The organism is Dictyobacter sp. Z7_2 (assembly GCF_057551105.1).
In genome coordinates this window covers 1,770,860-1,787,974 of record NZ_BAAJPE010000002.1, presented here as the reverse complement: position 1 = coordinate 1,787,974, position 17,115 = coordinate 1,770,860, and the positions used below count along the sequence as shown (strand labels likewise).

General features: G+C 48.6%; 12 protein-coding genes. 6 read left to right on the top strand and 6 right to left on the bottom strand.

The features are described from left to right. Positions 1–10 precede the first annotated feature (10 nt). The 3 genes from AC27N8_RS20970 to AC27N8_RS20960 all read right to left on the bottom strand — a co-directional run bounded on the left by AC27N8_RS20970 (position 11) and on the right by AC27N8_RS20960 (position 4,146). On the bottom strand, positions 11–895 hold the full coding sequence (locus tag AC27N8_RS20970) for a PHP domain-containing protein (protein ID WP_487069354.1): 885 nt from the start codon (positions 893–895) through the stop codon (positions 11–13). Positions 896–1,058: 163 nt separating this feature from the next. Then, positions 1,059–2,621, bottom strand: a complete 1,563-nt coding sequence (gene rny, locus AC27N8_RS20965) for a ribonuclease Y (protein WP_487069353.1) — start codon at positions 2,619–2,621, stop codon at positions 1,059–1,061. 256 nt (positions 2,622–2,877) lie between these two features. Next, the gene (locus AC27N8_RS20960; protein WP_487069352.1) at positions 2,878–4,146 is read right to left on the bottom strand and encodes a glycosyltransferase family protein; all 1,269 of its coding nucleotides are present in this window, start codon (positions 4,144–4,146) and stop codon (positions 2,878–2,880) included. 110 nt (positions 4,147–4,256) lie between these two features. On the opposite strand from AC27N8_RS20960, the gene AC27N8_RS20955 reads away from it, so the two are divergent. Beyond that, positions 4,257–4,718, top strand: a complete 462-nt coding sequence (locus AC27N8_RS20955) for an NUDIX domain-containing protein (protein ID WP_487069351.1) — start codon at positions 4,257–4,259, stop codon at positions 4,716–4,718. Between the two features lie 142 nt (positions 4,719–4,860). Here the strand turns inward: AC27N8_RS20955 and AC27N8_RS20950 are convergent, their stop codons facing one another. Then, a complete protein-coding gene (locus AC27N8_RS20950; protein ID WP_487069350.1) occupies positions 4,861–5,637 on the bottom strand; it encodes an enoyl-CoA hydratase-related protein in 777 nt (258 codons plus the stop codon). Between the two features lie 154 nt (positions 5,638–5,791). Beyond that, the gene (locus AC27N8_RS20945) at positions 5,792–7,159 is read right to left on the bottom strand and encodes a dipeptidase (RefSeq protein WP_487069349.1); all 1,368 of its coding nucleotides are present in this window, start codon (positions 7,157–7,159) and stop codon (positions 5,792–5,794) included. Between the two features lie 524 nt (positions 7,160–7,683). On the opposite strand from AC27N8_RS20945, the gene AC27N8_RS20940 reads away from it, so the two are divergent. The 3 genes from AC27N8_RS20940 (at position 7,684) to priA (ending at position 12,855) form a co-directional block, all read left to right on the top strand. Then, positions 7,684–7,818: a hypothetical protein gene (locus AC27N8_RS20940; protein WP_487069348.1), complete on the top strand. Its 135-nt coding sequence runs from the start codon at positions 7,684–7,686 to the stop codon at positions 7,816–7,818. 225 nt (positions 7,819–8,043) lie between these two features. After that, positions 8,044–10,224: a DNA mismatch repair endonuclease MutL gene (gene mutL / locus AC27N8_RS20935; RefSeq protein WP_487069347.1), complete on the top strand. Its 2,181-nt coding sequence runs from the start codon at positions 8,044–8,046 to the stop codon at positions 10,222–10,224. Between the two features lie 6 nt (positions 10,225–10,230). Further along, positions 10,231–12,855: a replication restart helicase PriA gene (priA, locus tag AC27N8_RS20930; protein ID WP_487069346.1), complete on the top strand. Its 2,625-nt coding sequence runs from the start codon at positions 10,231–10,233 to the stop codon at positions 12,853–12,855. 20 nt (positions 12,856–12,875) lie between these two features. On the opposite strand, the gene AC27N8_RS20925 is transcribed toward priA, so the two are convergent. Further along, the gene (locus AC27N8_RS20925; protein WP_487069345.1) at positions 12,876–13,811 is read right to left on the bottom strand and encodes an alpha/beta fold hydrolase; all 936 of its coding nucleotides are present in this window, start codon (positions 13,809–13,811) and stop codon (positions 12,876–12,878) included. 338 nt (positions 13,812–14,149) lie between these two features. Between AC27N8_RS20925 and AC27N8_RS20920 the strand changes: the two genes are divergently transcribed. After that, entirely contained in the window at positions 14,150–16,081 is a 1,932-nt protein-coding gene (locus AC27N8_RS20920; RefSeq protein ID WP_487069344.1) for an AAA family ATPase, read from the top strand. Then, complete coding sequence (locus AC27N8_RS20915) at positions 16,062–17,114, top strand: hypothetical protein (RefSeq protein ID WP_487069343.1); 1,053 nt, start codon at positions 16,062–16,064, stop codon at positions 17,112–17,114. The genes AC27N8_RS20920 and AC27N8_RS20915 overlap by 20 nt, the downstream gene beginning before the upstream one ends. Position 17,115: the final 1 nt, after the last annotated feature.

The following is a 17,115-nucleotide window of genomic DNA, read 5'->3' as shown; positions in this document are numbered from 1 at the left end:
GATAAAAGCCTCACTTTTCTTCCATAGGAGGCGGGAGTTCGAACGTTGGTGGCGTGATTGTCTGGCGTTCGGCTTTGAGTTTTTTTAAACGCTCAACGACCTCTGGTGGCACAAAGCGTCCACCGAGTGGGGTTGGATGAATGCCAGGTCCGTGGAAGTCAGTGCCTCCTGTTGGAATGAGGTGATATTGTTTGGCGAGAGAAAGTAGGGCTTCTTCATCTTTATGGCTGTAGGGACCATAATAGGTCTCCAGACCAACCATCCCGGCTATTTGTAAGGACGGCAACCAGGCGCGTAGTTTGTCCAGTCCCGGGAAGCCTATGGGATGTGCAATGACTGCCAGACCACTGGCGCTATTGATCAGATGTATGGCATCGGTGGGCGAAAGCTTGTAGCGTGGCACATAGGCGGGCAATCCCGAGCCGATATACTTATCAAAAGCTTCGGCGATCGATTGTACGTATCCGGCCTCCAGCAGCGCTTTGGCAACATGAGGACGTCCTACTGATCCCTGGGCCAGTTCGCGGACTCGCTGCCAGCTGATCTGGATGCCCTGTTCATTGAGCAATTCAACCATGCGCTCACCGCGACGCACCCGCGCATCGCGTAATATCTTGAGTGTACTCTGGAAAGCTGGACGCTGATAATCTAAAAAATAACCCAGCACATGAATCTCCCCTCCATCCACATCCGTATTGAGCTCAATCCCTGGAATGAGATCTATCTGAAGTTGGCGAGCGGCCTCAGCAGCCTCCTCAATCCCCTCGGTACTGTCATGATCTGTCAGCGCCAAAGTCTTTAAGCCAGCCTCATGAGCCTGCTGGAGGAGATCTTTGGGAGCGTAAAGGCCGTCAGAAGCGGTTGAATGGGTATGTAAATCAACTGTATTAGTCATAATATATTCTATTCCCCTGAAAGTAGCGTCGTACGCTTGCGTACGATGTCCCAGTTTCTCGTACGAGACGGCAGGCTTGCGGTGAGCGACGCTGGCTTGCCTGATCATACGTCGAGTGGGACATCGTACGCAAGCGTACGACGCTACTTTTGAACAATGAGTTTTAGCGTGCGTAATCGACGGAGCGTGTCTCGCGGACCACACATACTTTAATCTGTCCAGGATAATCCATATCTTCTTCAATTTTGTGTGCAATGTCGCTGGCCAGACGTCCGGCGGCATATTCGTCGATCTCTTCGGGCTTGACGATGATGCGCACTTCGCGTCCTGCCTGGATGGCAAAAGATTTTTCGACGCCAGTAAATGAATTGGCGATATGCTCCAGCCCTTCGAGTCGTTTGATGTAGAGATCAATGGTCTCTCTTCTGGCTCCGGGACGGGCTGCCGAGATAGCGTCAGCGGCCTGGACAATTGCCGCCTCTATCGTCTGGGGCTCAGTCTCGGTGGCATGATGGGCAACCATGGCATGCACGATCTTCGGTGATTTTCCGAAGCGCCGCGCAATTTCTCCGCCGATAATGGCATGGGGACCTTCGACCTCCTGGTCGATAGCCTTTCCCATATCATGCAGGAGAGCGGCGGTTTTACAGACATTCACGTCTGCTCCCAATTCGTGAGCCATCGTCGCTGCCAGTATGGAGACTTCAACCGAGTGTGCGAGCACATTTTGTCCATAGCTGGTGCGGAAACGCAAGCGTCCTAAGATCTTGAGTAGATCTGGCTGCAAGCCGTGAACGTTGGCTTCCAGAGCGGCGTTTTCTCCGGCTTCACGTACGATGAGATCGACTTCCTGACGCGCTTTCGCTACGACATCTTCGATTCGGGCCGGATGGATACGACCATCAATGATTAACTTTGTCAATGCAACGCGAGCGATCTCTCTGCGTACAGGGTCAAAGCCTGAGAGGATGACCGCTTCAGGCGTGTCGTCGATGATGAGATCAACACCTGTGGCAGCCTCCAGCGCTCGAATATTGCGTCCCTCGCGACCGATGATACGTCCCTTCATCTCGTCGTTGGGGAGCGGCACAACGGAGACGACGGCTTCCGCTACCTGGTCTGAGGCGCAGCGCTGGATGGCGAGCGTGATGATTTCACGTGCCTTGGCTTCCGCCTCCTCACGTGCTTGCTCTTCAATCCGGCGCATCCGTTGTGCGGCTTCAGTACGAACCTGCTGCTCAATACGGGCTAGCAGAAGTTCCTGCGCCTGCTCCTCAGTTAACTTGGCGATGCGCTCCAGTTCACTGATTTGCTGGCGCTTGACCTCTTCCATATCTTCACGAATCTGGTCAAGGCTACGCTCTTTCGTATTTAATTTACGCTCACGTAGCTCGAGCGCGTCGATTTTGCGTTCGAGGTTTTCCTCTTTTTGTTGAATGCGTCTCTCTTGACGCTGTAATTCTGTTCGCCGCTCTGCATTCTCACGTTCAATAGCGGTGCGAATACTGGCAGTTTCGTCGCGTGCTTCTCGTAATGCCTGGCTCTGCTGATCCTGTACAGTGAGAAGACGCTGCTCGCTCATATCTTTTTGAGCACGCATTTTTTCTTCGAAAGATGCTTTATTCCGCGATGTCCCGATGTAGACGCCAACAATTAGAGCAATAACTCCGGACAGAATTGCAACAATGATAATAATGAGGGCCAAGACGATTGGATTATTTGTCACGTTGGCCTACCTCCAGTGGTAAAAGCGATCAGGCCTATCAAGGCTCGAAAATGACTATATAATGTACTTTGTGTTTATTTTTTCGCTGCACGCAATGCGTAAAAGTGTACTATGCGTCAAGCATACTATATAAGAGTGCTAACTATACGTCAAGAAGAAAAATTAAATCACATGCAAAAAGCTATTTCACGTGTGTTTAACTGTGTCACACCTTTCTAGATGTTTTGTTCCAAAAAGTCACTTGCTCTGTTCATGTCTACATTGCCCACAGCATCTTGAACATTTGGAAGACCAGGAATGCCAGCAATGGAGTCGCGAACAAAAGATATGTCTGATGTACCCAGGGATAACGTCCCATGCGAGCAAGGATGATAAATCCAGGAATGAATAGCAATGCGGCGTATTGCATGGATGGTAAGGGATCGTATTGGTTGAATGGTAATCCTAACTGATTGGGAAACAGTAAGGCATAGATGATCATCAGAATTCCGAAGACGAGGAGCGGCCATTGTGTCGGCGCCAGACGTTCGCGGCCTTTAAAACCAGCTATTAATAAAGCAATCATACCGAAGAGCAGTAAGAGCTCAAAAACGCTATGTGTTGCAGCGAATGTATTCAATGATCCACTACTAATCGTGTGAAGAGCAGTAGTCAGCCCACCAAAGATGCCAGGTTGTCCGCTTGTCGATGGGTGCAGGAAGATAAAAGGATCATGAAATGGCTTTGAGAGCGAGGTTGCATAGATCAGCAAGCCAAATGGGATCAAAATGGATGCCAGCAAGGGACTGACCAGAATTATTTTTGTTCTTCCTTCGCTTTCAGGCCATGCTTGTCGCACGATAGGACCTTCTTGTCTGACAAATTCACACAGGAAAATGACGAATAATAGTATGCCTGTGAGATCTGTCAGTGCCGCCAGTCCTCCAAAGCAACCTGCTAACCACCAGGAGCCCTGGCGCAACAGGTAGATGGTCATGATCGTCAGGAAAAGTAAGAGTGCTGTATTGTATGCAGTGAAAAAGAATAATGCGGTAGGAAAGATGGCAATGTAAAGCATACAACGTTTGGCCGTGCCTGCATCAAATTCATTGTCAACCAGACGATAAATGACTATCATTACTCCGAATAAGGCGAGATTAGAGATAATCATGCCGGTGAGTAGTGTATCGAGATGCAACAGGCTACTTACAAGGTGGACAATGGCAGGATAAAGTGGGAATAATGTGGTATACGTTGGATCAGTGTATCCCTGTGAGGCAATGGCCAGGTTACGTGGAGCATCCCATTGATACCAGTAGTAAAGGATGGATTGTAGGGTCAAGGGAAATGAAGAGTTGCTCTGTACGTTGAAAAGGACACCGCCAAAATAGGTGAGAAAGATCATCAGAAGACGCGTTACCAGAAAGGTTGGTAGCGCTATCAGAGCGGCTTTCCACCAGGGAGTCAGAGCGGTGAGCCACGCTTGTTTGACGTTATTGGTATCTGCCAGTTGAGCAGAATTTGACGCTGTTTCTTGTGTTTGCATACGAGGATATACTCCTATGTGGATAGTCTGTATGCGTTATCCTTGAATAACCGTCTTTGAGTCTACAAGAAAATATTTATGGCTGTCATCACGAAATGAAGGAGTGCTAAATGAGTTCATCACATTCGTCATCTTCACTACGGCCTACACATGTTGTGACTTGCTTCCTCCAACGTACTGATGAAGAAAGCACGCGTATTCTTATCGTGCAAAGAAGTCAACGTGTCGGGAGCTATCATGCCCACTGGGCGGGCATCAGCGGATTCGTTGAGCCGAACGTGACTCCGGTTGAGCAAGCGTTTGTTGAGATCGGTGAAGAGACCGGATTGCAGCGCGATCAGGTGCAGATGTTGCGACGTGGAACAGTCGTCGAACATATCGATGAAGCGCTGGGACGACATTTCTACATCCATCCTTTTCTTTTTGCGGTAGCAACACCAGATCAAATTCATACCGATTGGGAAGCCGTCGATATGCGCTGGATCGAGCCCAATGAGCTGGCAAATTATCTGACTGTGCCCAGACTACAAGAGGCTTATACTTCGGCGGCGCAGGGTGAGCTAGTGAATTAATGCTGTCTCTTTATCCCAATTTGTAGCTACAAAGTATCCCAGGACGTCGACAGAAAACTATCCGTCTCAAGTTATGTGCACGTTTCTTGCTATACAGCAAGAAACGTGATGAGATTCGTTAAATAAACGTACTGATTGTGTATTATTTGCCTTGGAAGTTTGCTTGTCGCTTTTCAATAAAAGCCTGCATACCTTCACGCATATCCTCGGTGGAAAAGAGCAGGAAAAAGTTTTTTTGTTCGATCTCTAATCCTTGTGAGAGCGATGTTTCGAAGGCTGCCATGACCGCATTCTTCGCCAGGCGAGCTGCAATAGGTGCCTGGCTCGCGATTTTATTGGCTAACTTAAGCGTCTCCTGACGGAGTTCGCTCGGTGGTACAACATGATTGACTAATCCCAGCTGCGCCAGTTCCTGAGCACTGACCGTGCCACCGGTGAGAACCATCTCCATGGTGCGGTACTTGCCTAGAGTACGCGCCAGACGCTGCGTGCCGCCCGCTCCTGGAATAATGCCAAGCTGGATCTCGGGCTGCCCGAAACGAGCATTTTCTGAGGCCATGATGATATCGCAATGCATTGCTAACTCAAGCCCACCGCCCAGCGCGTAACCATTGACCGCCGCAATGGTAGGCTTTTGAATCCTGCGAATACGCTCCCAGGATGAGAAGCCGCCTATCATCATATCGATTGGTGATTTATCGGCCATCTCTTTGATGTCCGCTCCAGCTGCGAAAGCCTTCTCACCAGAACCGGTCAGAACAATACAGCCAATCGCGTCATCGCGATCCATCTCCTCTAGCGCATCAGCTAACTCAGCGACCAGTTGGAAGTTCAGTGCATTCAATTCTTTTGGTCTCTGTAAGGTCACAATGCCGACACGCTGCTCATGCTCAACGAGGATATATGTATACTCAGCCATATTTTCGAACTCCTTCAATATGTGGTGTTCTATCTATGCATAGTTGTGCAGTTAACCATACTAAGTATATCACTATCATGGCTGAGGAGAAACGTGGCAGTCACAAAGTAGCGTCGTGTACTCAGCGCATGCCACGATCAAGCTGATTATGATGTTACCTGGCGAGTTTTTGGAGGAAGTTGGCGACGGTTCGGACTCCATTGAAAAATTGGCTCAGGGAGTATTTTTCGTTGGGCGCATGCATATTATCGTCAGGTAGGGCAAATCCCATCAGGACGACGGGCACGTGTAAGATGTCGTTGAAGAGGGCGGCGATCGGGATCGAGCCTCCTTCGCGCAGGTAGACGGGGGCTTTGCCGTAGACTTCTTCGAGTGCGTCTGCCGCTGCTTTGATGGTTGGAGTATCTGGCGAGAACAGGATGCCTTCTCCTCCATGTATGTTGATGACTTTGACCGTTACATCAGGCGGAGAGACGTCCTTGACGGCCTGCTCGAAAAGCACAAAGACCTCTTCCGATTTGAGATCGGGTGGCAGGCGCAGGCTGATCTTCGCTTTGGCGTTGGCAGGAATGACTGTTTTGGCGCCATCTCCGGTAAAGCCTCCGCTGATGCCATGGACTTCAAGCGTTGGGCGAGCGCTGGCACGCTCAATTGGTGGATACTCTGCTTCTCCAGATAGTTGTTTGACTCCCATCTCGTGAGCAAAACCTTCGTTCATGTGCAAGGGATCTTGTTGCCAGAATGCTTTTTCTTCGGCGCTTGCCGGGCGCAGCTTATCATACAGGCCGGGAACATGGATGTGTCCATCGGCATCTTTCAGGCGGCTGATGATGATCGCGAGGGCGTGCAGTGGGTTGGGAGCTACTCCTCCATAGACGCCGGAGTGGAGATCTTGTTTGGCACCCTGAACTTCTACCTCTGTATAGATGATCCCGCGCAGGCCTGTGATGAGGGCTGGCGTCTCGGCGCTGGGCATGCCTGTATCGCAGATGAAGGCCGCGTCACAAGCCAGGCGCTCAGGATACGTTTTGATGTAGTGTTCAACCGATTCTCCACCGGCCTCTTCTTCGCCTTCTATGAGCACTTTGACGTTGATAGGTAGCGTGCCGTTGACGTTGATCAGCGTTTCTAATGCCTTGAAGACGAGCATTACCTGTCCCTTATCATCGACCGCGCCGCGCGCATAGATATTACCGTTGCGGATATCTGGTTCGAAGGGTGGCGAGTTCCAGAGCTCTACAGGATCAACTGGTTGCACGTCGTAATGTCCGTAGATGAGCAATGTGGGCTTGCCACTGGCCTGGAGCCATTCTCCATAGACGAGCGGATGTCCTTGCGTTTGAATTTTTTCTGCATGTTCAATGCCCAGGCGCTTTAACTGCTCGACCGCATAATCCGCTGCCCGCTGCATATCGCTGGCATGCTCCGGCAATGTGCTGATGCTGGGAATACGGAGCCAGGCTTTTAAATCTTCCAGAAACAGACCTTCATGTTCTGTAATGTACGCTTCAATCTGAGTCATAGACAATTCCTCCTCGTATATTTCATCTGGCATTATCGTAGCAGGCTAGATCTGTCTTGTCCAGAGAAATAACAGGCAAGCTATAGATATTTTCTCCTGTTTATCATTACGTTCTTAGAGGAGTCAGGGCAGGCATGGCAAATTGAATTAGAATATTTGTTCTAATTTTAATTGCTATCTTTCTCTGTATAGGCTATACTTCTCTTCGGAGTAAAAAAAACCATTCGCCATGAAACGCGCAATGCTGAGCAGCGAGAGCATTTCCGGGGAATGGTTTGGTGTCCACTGATCTATAATCGTGAACAGGAGTCAGGTCTAAAACCAGCAATGTGAATACTGATTTTATATGTTCTCCTTGTGACCATTGACAATGGTAGCATACCTGTATGCTATTTGTCGATAGTGCCCATACTGAATGTGCTTTGAGCAATTGAAGCTCATCATGCAGGTATGGATGCAACTCTGGGGATGTTGTACCAAAGAGAGCCCAGGCGCCTGTTCCTTTGTCGAGGGAAAGGCGGTATATGAACGAGTTTCTGGCAGTACTTGCGCTTGCGCTTGGAGTTCCAGCGGCAGTGGTAAGTTTCTGGCAAATCATTGATCGATTGAAGTCAGCGAGAAAAAAGAAATTATTAAGCCATAAGAAGAAGGTAGATTAAACATCATCGGGCGGGAAGCTTCAAAGAGGAAGTTTCCCGCTTTTAATTCTTTATGGCTAACTCTATCAATCGTGGTGAGATAATTACATTCCTGTCATTTGAATTCAAAAAGTCCCGCTTAGAGTCTATTGGAGCCAGCGCTATGCTATAATGCCATCTGAACACTCGTTCTTACTCGGCTTTGTAGAGAAACTTGATCTGCTTGATGTGGGGAGTAGTGAAATAATGCCCATTAGACAACTCACGCCTGATGTTGCGGCTAAGATTGCTGCGGGAGAAGTGGTGGAGCGGCCAGCCTCCGTCGTGAAAGAATTGATTGAAAATAGTATCGATGCCGGTGCGTCCCAGATTCGTATCGATTTGAGCCATGGAGGCTTGCAGTTAATTCGGATTACTGATAATGGGAGCGGCATTCCTCCTGAGGAGCTTCCCCTCGCTCTGACTCGACATGCTACCAGTAAGGTCTCGAATATTGATGATCTGGAGCACATTCGTTCGCTGGGCTTTCGTGGAGAAGCTCTGGCGAGTATCGCGGCGGTGGCTGAAGTATCATTGGTTAGCCGCCCTCGCGGTACCGAACAGAGTAACCAGATTAGTGCTCAGAATGGTCAGATGTCAGATGTTACGGCGACGGCATCTCCCGAAGGAACGACTATCACGGTGCGCAACTTGTTTAGCGCTGTTCCTGCCCGACTCAAGTTTATCAAGAGCCGCAATACAGAGATCAGCCATTGCCATCATCTGCTGGAGCAGTATGCATTGGCCTATCCCGAGATCCGCTTCAGCGTCTTTAGTGAGGGGCGGCAGATCTTTATGACTCCCGGCGATGGTCAGTTATCCAGTGTCCTGGTTGAGGTCTACGGTTTGCAGATTGCCGAGCAGATGATCCCAGTGCAGACTGAAGGACAGCCTGACGATCCCACCTATCCCGTTATCACAGGTTATACCAGTCGGCCAACTGCCTATAAAAGCAATCGACAACACATCTCCTTTTTTGTCAATCGACGCTGGGTGCTCAGCCGTATGCTCACCTCGGCGGTCGAAGGAGCCTATCACTCGCTGCTGCTGACTGGACGACATCCAATTGCGGTGATCAACATTCAGATCGATCCCTCTGTTCTGGATGTCAATGTGCATCCGGCCAAGACGGAGATCCGCTTTTTGAAAGAGCGGCGCGTCTATGCAGCCATCCTGCGTGGTGTACGTGCGGCTTTGCTCGATGAGCCTGGCATGCCTCGCTGGCAGCCTGAGCAATCAGATCCATCAACGGCTACCCCAACTCCAGCTTCTAATGCTCGGCGGAGCCATGCTACTACGGATGATCTGGGTTTCCTGGATCTCGATAGCCTTGCGATAGATGAGGAGACAGGTGAGGTGCTGCAAGCAGACGGTGGCGAGCTAAACGCTACTGTGTCATCTGATACTGAGATTCCCCAATCCATTCCCGAGGATAATCCCTGGATGACCGTAACCGAGGAAGAAACAGGTACCAAACCTCCCATGCTTGGTCGCCTCTGGCAGAGTCATATCCACACGCAAGAGCCAGCTACGACGCGACCCGCAGGCTCCTCCACCCGACGCACAACGCGTCCAACGGAGCCGGAGATCTCTCAAGATGACGATACGACCTCTGAGATGTCGGCTATTGAGCAGATGTGGTCTCAACGCAAGTCCGCTCGGGATGAGCCCGAACAGGGTGCCGTTGCGGAAGTACAGCAGCAAAAAAATGCCCAGGCGTATCCGCAGCAGGCGTCGATGCTCACAGCCATCGAGCCGGAAGTCGTGCAAGGTCCTGCTACGATAGATCCGCAGACTGCGCGACGCTTGCCCAAGTTGCGCGTGGTTGGTCAGGTGGCTCAGAGTTATATTGTGACCGAGGGCGAGGGAGGCATGTATCTGATCGATCAGCATGCGGCCCACGAACGTATCCTGCTTGAGAAGATGGTGACGACACTCAAAGCGCGTGCCCCGATGTCACAGCTCTTATTGACGCCGATTCAACTTGAACTGGCTCCCAATGAGTTGGAGTCGATTGAAGAGCATCAGCAGCAGTTGGAGCAGCTTGGCTTTAAGTTTGCTTCAGACGATGCTGCCGCTACGCTGGAGGTGCATGCTGTGCCGAGTGTATTGGTCAAGCAGATGAATGCCCATTCACTGCATGAGCTGATGATCGATTTCACGTCGGCTGATAGTCTGGGCGATACAGAGACCTGGGAGGAACGTGCTCTTGCTAACGTGGCTTGTAAGGCTGCTATCAAGGCGAACTACTTTTTGACTGTCAGCGAGATGCGCGAGATGCTTGAGCAGCTTGAACAGACTCAGGCTCCCTATAGTTGCTGTCATGGTCGTCCTACGATGGTGCATTTTGGCCTGAATGCTCTTTCGCGTGCGTTTGAGAGGCGTTAAGAACCTATGCTTGCGGATATTCTAACGTCGGCTGCCAGTTGGTTAGGTGAGCGTTCATTGCTCACCTATGTGGTTCCTGCTGAACTGACGGCTACTATACGTGCGGGTCAATTGGTTGCTATCCCCTATGGGGAGCGGCTCGTTGAGGGGATTGTCTGGTCTATCAGTCTGGATGAGTGGGTGGCACTTGAACCTGACGAAGAGTTACGTCCCGTCAGCACTATTCTGGATGTCGAGCCGGCGCTTCAATCGTATCAGATGGCGCTGGCTCAGTGGATCGCTGACTATTATGTAACGCCTCTGGCCTATGTGGCTCAGATGATGCTTCCTCCTGGCCTGATGCAACGCTCACGTGCCGTGTTGCGTCTGGCAGATCGCGAGAGCGCGGCGCTGGATGCCGCTCTGCAAGGCGGATCGTTGCAACTACGTGCGCTGATCGGATTGTTATTATCCGAAGGCACGATCGATGTCGAGCGCGTAAAAGAGCTCCTGGGGCCAACTCGTGCCAAAGCTGTATTGAAAGAGGCCCGTGAAAATGAACTCTTTTTGCAGACCTCGCAACTTGATGCTCCCAAGGCTAAGGCCAGCAATAAACGGATTGTACGTCTGGCTGCTCGTGGCGATGCTCTGGATGAGTGGCGGGCACGCACTGAAGCTGTCGCCTTACGTAACGCGCTGCCAACTCCTGTTTCAGTCATCCCTGATCATGTCATGTTGCCTAAAGGGCGCGGTAAAAAGGATCGCAAGATGATTGTTGATCCGTGGGCTTTACCTGAAGCTGTTAGCGCTACGGCGACGTTGACTCTGAGCAAGCACGATAAGGAGAGTTTACGTGCTCAACATCAACTGGCAGCCGTGGATCTCCTGGTGCATAATGCCGATGCTCAGACGTACTGGTCTCCCAACGCTCTCTGCAAGGCGAGCGGTATGACGCAGGCGCAGCTCCAGCAGTTGGTGCGAGAGCATATCCTGCTGATTGAGGAGACCGAGATCCGTCGTGATCCTCTGGCTGGACGCCATCTGGCCTTTGCGACGACTCCTCTGGTGCTCACCTCCGCACAACAATATGCCCTGGATTGTATTGTGGGTTCGGAGTCTGATCTGCGACCTATCCTGTTGCACGGAGTTACCGGTAGTGGTAAGACAGAGGTGTATCTACAAGCGCTGGCGGCTATTATTGCACAGGGCAAGCAGGGGATTATGTTGGTGCCGGAGATCGCTTTGACGACTCAGGCGGTCTTGCGCGTAGCTGGCCGCTTTCCCGATCGCGTGGCGATTGTCCATAGCGAGTTGACGATGGGCGAGCGCTACGATGAGTGGAGGCGCATTCGCTCCGGTGAGGTCGATGTGGTGATTGGTTCGCGCTCCGCACTCTTTGCTCCACTACCCAATCCAGGCATCATCATCATTGACGAAGAGCATGAGCCTGCTTATAAACAGGCTGAACGTCGTCCAACGTATCACGCACGCGAAGCCGCTCTGACGCTTGGCTCGATTGTAAATATTCCTGTCGTTCTGGGAAGCGCTACTCCTTCGGTTGAGTCGTTTTATCTGGCCAATCAAGGATATTATCGGCTGGTTGAACTGACCGGACGTATCAATGCGGTACTGCCTCCCGTTGAGGTTGTTGATCTGCGCAACGAACTCCATGCTGGAAACACGAGCATTATTAGCCGCCGCTTGCAAGAAGAATTGACGAATGTCCTGGAACGTAAGCAGCAGGCGATCCTCTTCCTCAATCGTCGCGGTGCGGCCAGTTGTGTCCTGTGCCGCGACTGTGGCTATACTGTCATGTGCGATCGCTGCGATATTCCCATGACCTATCATTCAACCGAGCGTATCCTGCTCTGTCATTACTGTGCTCAGCAGAGCAAAGTCTTGCAGTTTTGTCCTCAATGCAAGAGTTCGGGCATCCGCTATTTTGGTCTGGGCACTGAAAAGATTCAGGAGACGATTCAGCGTCTGTTTCCCGATGCCCGCTTACTGCGCTGGGATCGCGATACCGCCCGTAATCGTCGAGCGCATGAGCAACTCTTTGATCGTTTTGCCAATCGCGAAGCTGATATCATGATCGGGACGCAGATGATCGCCAAGGGACTCGATCTGCCGGGCGTGACGCTGGTTGGGGTTGTCTCGGCAGATATCGCTCTCGGCTTGCCCGATTATTCAACAACCGAGCGTGCTTTTACGCTTCTGACCCAGGTAGCTGGCCGCGCTGGACGTGGTCGTGAAGCTGGCCATGTGATTATCCAGACCTTTAATCCACAACATTTTTGCATTGAGACAGCATCGCACCATGACTATCACACATTTTATGAGCTGGAAATCGCATCACGGCAGCGCTATCAGTATCCACCATTTCGGCGCTTCGTTAAATTTACCTATAGTCATGAGAATCGCCAGCGCTGTCAGAACGAGGCTTTGCTGCTGTGCGATCGTTTGAAGGTTTGGATTGAGCGTCTGGGATTGGCTGATACTGATATCGTTGGGCCAGCACCTGCCTTGATGGAGCGGATACGCAATAAGTATCGTTGGCAGTTGATTGTGCGTGGCCCAGATCTGCATCGGCTCTTACGCGTGCTCGAAGCTCCCGACTGGGATATCGATATCGATCCTGTAAGTTCGCTGTAAAAGAGTTCTGTGAGAATATTTTATTTGGTCGTTTCCTGGCGCTCTATTGTCTGAAGCAAAAAATCGCGCAGGGCGGGCATAACAATACTGGCATGGGTATAGAACGCCATGTGTTTTGCGTCTGGCACGGCCAGGAGTTTAGCTTGCGGTGCTTCACTGGCGAGTAATTTGGCATCTGCGAAGAAGACTTCGTCATCGTTGATGCCGTGGACGATGAATGTGGGCACGCTGATATTCTGTAGCGGATAACGACTGATTTTCAAAAATTGTTCCATGTCATTATCATAGCCGCGCTTGCGCTGAGCATAGAGGGTGGCTGTGCGCACCAGTGCGGCTGTCAGAGGATCCTTGGGCCGTAGTCGCGTTAATAAAAGGATAGTGTATAGTACCAGGTCAGAGGATGATAGTTTGTTGATGGTCTGTTTGATAATTCTTTGAAGGAATGGTAGGGCTTGCCAGCTGGCTTGTTCTGAATAATATTGTGTGATTCCGCTGATCGAGACAAGGCTACGGCAGCGATCAGGATGCCGCAAGGCGAATTGAAGCGCGGATGGTCCTCCACCAGAGATGCCGATAATTGATGCTTGCTCGATCCCTAATGCATCCAAGAGAGCCACATACATGTCCGCTTGCTCCTCAGGTGATCGACCAGTCTCAAGTGGTGTGCGCAGATAACCGGGGCGCGATGGAGCTAGATAGGTGAAATTTGGGCTGTTCAATAGATCAGAGAAGGCAAGTCCCATGTCATAGCCCCCAGGAGAACCATGGGAGATCAGCACTGCGGGGCCTAATCCATTTATACTATACTCCACTGTGCCAGCCTCTGTAGAAATAAGCTTGCTTCCCTCTTTTAAATACGCAGCCTGGGAACGCTGCCAGTCATTATACCTTATTTTATAATTTACGATGCCTGCCGTCAGGATTACGCCCGCTAAAAGCCAGATTTTATGTTTCATACGTTTAGATCCTCTTTGTCACGAGTAAAAATAGATAATGCGATTCCTATACTTGGCCCTTAGGATTATCTCACATACATTAATAAGAAAGCATGTATCGAGGCTTTTATCCATCAATTGTACTAGTGTCTATGACGATCTCGTTCTTCATAAGATTTTAATGTGGATTGGGTTTGGGAGCAAAAGATGTTGGTGTTATAATTTTAAAAGAGCAAAATTTATGATACAGCTAGTTGTGGTACGTACACTAATGATATCCATCTAAAATTTGGTGTAAGCTTAAGAGAGCCTCCAACATTCTTTTTTGCATATGGGACACAAAAATAAAGGACGCGATAATGCTGAAAAGCTGGCAGATAAAAAACTTCAAGCCTATTCTTGATTCTGGTGATTTAAAGTTGGCTCCTGTTACCGTACTGGCTGGCCGCAATAGTTCTGGTAAAAGCAGTCTTATTCAGTCAATATTGATGATCTCACAGACTCTGAGCAATCGTATATTAGATAGAGCGCTACTTCCAAATGGTCCGACTGTCCAGCTAGGCACCTTTGAAGATATATTGAGTGAGCAAACATCCTTACGAACGCTCGAGGTTGGCTTTGAGTTGGAAATAGAAAAAGAGAATGCCAAGATATCAGCAAGTTCTAAATCAAGGCTAGAAGAACGTAGGGTTATAGCAGCATCAAGTAAAGGTATTAAGTCTGTGAAGTTAAGCTCTAAGTTTCGGAGCGCTAGTAGCGATGGTACCAGTGCATCTGCTATTGAAGCATCAAAGGTCAATGTTGAGCGTGTTTTATTAGAAGTAGTCACCGCATTATCTTCTTACACCCAACAAAGATTGTTCCTTGAGCAAGAACGTGAAGTCGGAACTCCATTTAAATTTGATATGGACGTTCACGTTCTAACACCGGAAGAACTCGATCAATTTCTCAAAGGGGTTTTGCCCGAGTATTTAAGATTTGTGCCTTATCCTCTCCAAGAGCCAAATTATTTAGGCGAATTTATATCAAAAATGGCAGAACCTTTTGATCGCTTACCAGGTTCGTCATTAATAACCCTTTCTCATTTTCTTCCTACACGCCTGTTTGGGAAATATATTATTGAGGAGCGTCGCAAGCAGCGCTTAGTAGGGCTAGTAAGAAGGGCTTTGTTAGATCCTGTTGAGTATACTAACTCGCTTAAAGAGTTCTTTGATCAGTCCGAGCATGATGGATTGCTTCCAAATGGCATAAAAGAAGCATTATCCATTTTTTGTGAAAATAAGAAAATTAGCGAAGGATTTTCTGGTGAGACTTTTGCTGATTTGATTGCCTGGTATAGCATAATAAAAATAAAGCAAAAAGAAGTATATAATAAAGAAATGTTTAGGATTATAAGACAAGGTATTTTAGAAGGGTCATCTCAAATAGATACCGGAGGTGAAAAGGGAAATGAAGCAATAGAATCAATAACGAATAATATTTATGTTGAGATGCTTGAAGCAGCTGTAGGACAGATTACAAGGTTTTTTACCAGCCGAATACGTTACTTAGGCCCATTGCGTGCTGATCCACAAGCGGCCCAAAGGTTTGCTCCCAGTAGTGAGTTAGACGATGTTGGTGCTAAAGGGGAGTATGCAGCAGCTGTCTACGATGCTAACCAAATGGCACCTACTGAATGGTTTAATCCTCTCGAAAAGAAAATAGAACGCAATACTTTAAAAGTTGCTTTGGATACCTGGGTGCAGTATTTAGGAGTAGCAAATGAGGTGAAGATTCAAGAAGCAGGTCAAAGTGGAGTTAGTTGGCAGGTCGTGCATATAGAAGGTCATAAGCCTCTTCCACTTACTGCAATTGGTGTCGGGGTCAGTCAACTCCTACCTATTCTGGTGATGGGATTGCTTGCTCCTAACAATACACTTCTGCTTGTCGAGCAACCAGAATTACATTTGCATCCGCGTGTACAGGCTCGTCTTGGTGATTTTTTTATGGGTTTAGCTCAGTGTGGTAAACAGTGTCTCATTGAAACACATAGTGAAAATCTTGTCAGTCAGTTACGCTATCATATAGTACAAGCAGAGGGGCAGGAAGCCAGTAATTGTTTGATTTATTTTGTAGAACAAGATGAACAAGGTGCCTCTAAATTTAATCCAATAGAAATTTCGGCAAAAGGCAATATTCTTAATTGGCCGGATGGCTTTTTTGATGAAACTATGTTACAAGAAGATAGGATTACCGCAGAAGGGTTGAAGAAGAAAGTGAAAAGCGGAAAAAATGACGAGCGTTATAATTGATCCTGCTATTATCCAGCTTCCTTCCGAGCAGGCAACGAGAGAAGAGGTGGAAAAGTGGTTGGATACGTTGGAATCCTGGTTAAAAGAGGCACTTACAGCTCCCTTTGTTTGGTTACATTATCAACAAGCATCGCAACTTTTAGAAGCTAATGGACAATTCCCTAGCTTTTTACATCTAAGTCAACTCAAGCAGAGATATCATCTGGATATTAATGTCAGCCAAATTGCTAGAAATGTCAATGACTATTTTAGAAATGGTCTTGATATTGAAGATCATTTAAATACGTTAGAATACGCTGTAGAAATGGCTGAGAAATCTATTCTTATAGAACCAGAACAATTTATTATGCGGTCACCTGCATATTTACATGAGGGTTTGTCTCTACTGCTTGCCAATCTTTGCGCATGCAAATATATCGAGCATCCATTTGGGAAGAATTTGTATCTTGCAACCCTTGTGATGGAGGATGACTCAAAAGAGATAGAAATTTCTGTCGTTGTTCTAGACCTTCTTCCTGATTTCCCACGCTCATCTGATAATAAAATTACTCAAATAATTCCTCTGCTTATTACTCCGGATGATTTGCAACCTCTTACGAATATCATTGATGTATGGGCTAAAGGTGAATATGCAATTATCCATATGATTGAGAAACAGTACAGAATGGATCAGCCCACTGTCGATTTTAGTATGAGTATACTGCGATTAGGACCTCGTTTTATTAAATCCGTAAATGAACGAGAATTAGACACAAATGGGGTTATATTGCAGAGCATTATTCGTGCTGCCTCGAATGTGGTTGCTGACAGAGCAAAAGATATCTCGGGATATAAATTGCATCCCTATCGGCAGAGTGAAGCCGCGGATAGCCCACAGCTTGTTCGTGATAGCGATCATGCCAGGGCGTGGCGTCTTATGCTTCAAAAAGGAGGAGCTGGATGGCGTTTGCACTACTGGCAGGTTCCCACTGATCAGGGTTATGAGATTGAACTTGCTAATATATGTAAGGAATCAGAAAGAATAATATATTAGC

What these genes read in the sequence shown, in the direction of transcription:
- AC27N8_RS20950 (WP_487069350.1), bottom strand. Translation starts at nt 5,637, where the DNA reads ATGGCTGAGTATACATATATCCTCGTTGAGCATGAGCAGCGTGTCGGC.
- priA (WP_487069346.1), top strand. Translation starts at nt 10,231, where the DNA reads ATGCTTGCGGATATTCTAACGTCGGCTGCCAGTTGGTTAGGTGAGCGT.
- AC27N8_RS20925 (WP_487069345.1), bottom strand. Translation starts at nt 13,811, where the DNA reads ATGAAACATAAAATCTGGCTTTTAGCGGGCGTAATCCTGACGGCAGGC.
- AC27N8_RS20940 (WP_487069348.1), top strand. Translation starts at nt 7,684, where the DNA reads ATGAACGAGTTTCTGGCAGTACTTGCGCTTGCGCTTGGAGTTCCAGCG.
- AC27N8_RS20945 (WP_487069349.1), bottom strand. Translation starts at nt 7,159, where the DNA reads ATGACTCAGATTGAAGCGTACATTACAGAACATGAAGGTCTGTTTCTG.
- AC27N8_RS20955 (WP_487069351.1), top strand. Translation starts at nt 4,257, where the DNA reads ATGAGTTCATCACATTCGTCATCTTCACTACGGCCTACACATGTTGTG.
- mutL (WP_487069347.1), top strand. Translation starts at nt 8,044, where the DNA reads ATGCCCATTAGACAACTCACGCCTGATGTTGCGGCTAAGATTGCTGCG.
- AC27N8_RS20920 (WP_487069344.1), top strand. Translation starts at nt 14,150, where the DNA reads ATGCTGAAAAGCTGGCAGATAAAAAACTTCAAGCCTATTCTTGATTCT.
- AC27N8_RS20970 (WP_487069354.1), bottom strand. Translation starts at nt 895, where the DNA reads ATGACTAATACAGTTGATTTACATACCCATTCAACCGCTTCTGACGGC.
- AC27N8_RS20960 (WP_487069352.1), bottom strand. Translation starts at nt 4,146, where the DNA reads ATGCAAACACAAGAAACAGCGTCAAATTCTGCTCAACTGGCAGATACC.
- AC27N8_RS20915 (WP_487069343.1), top strand. Translation starts at nt 16,062, where the DNA reads ATGACGAGCGTTATAATTGATCCTGCTATTATCCAGCTTCCTTCCGAG.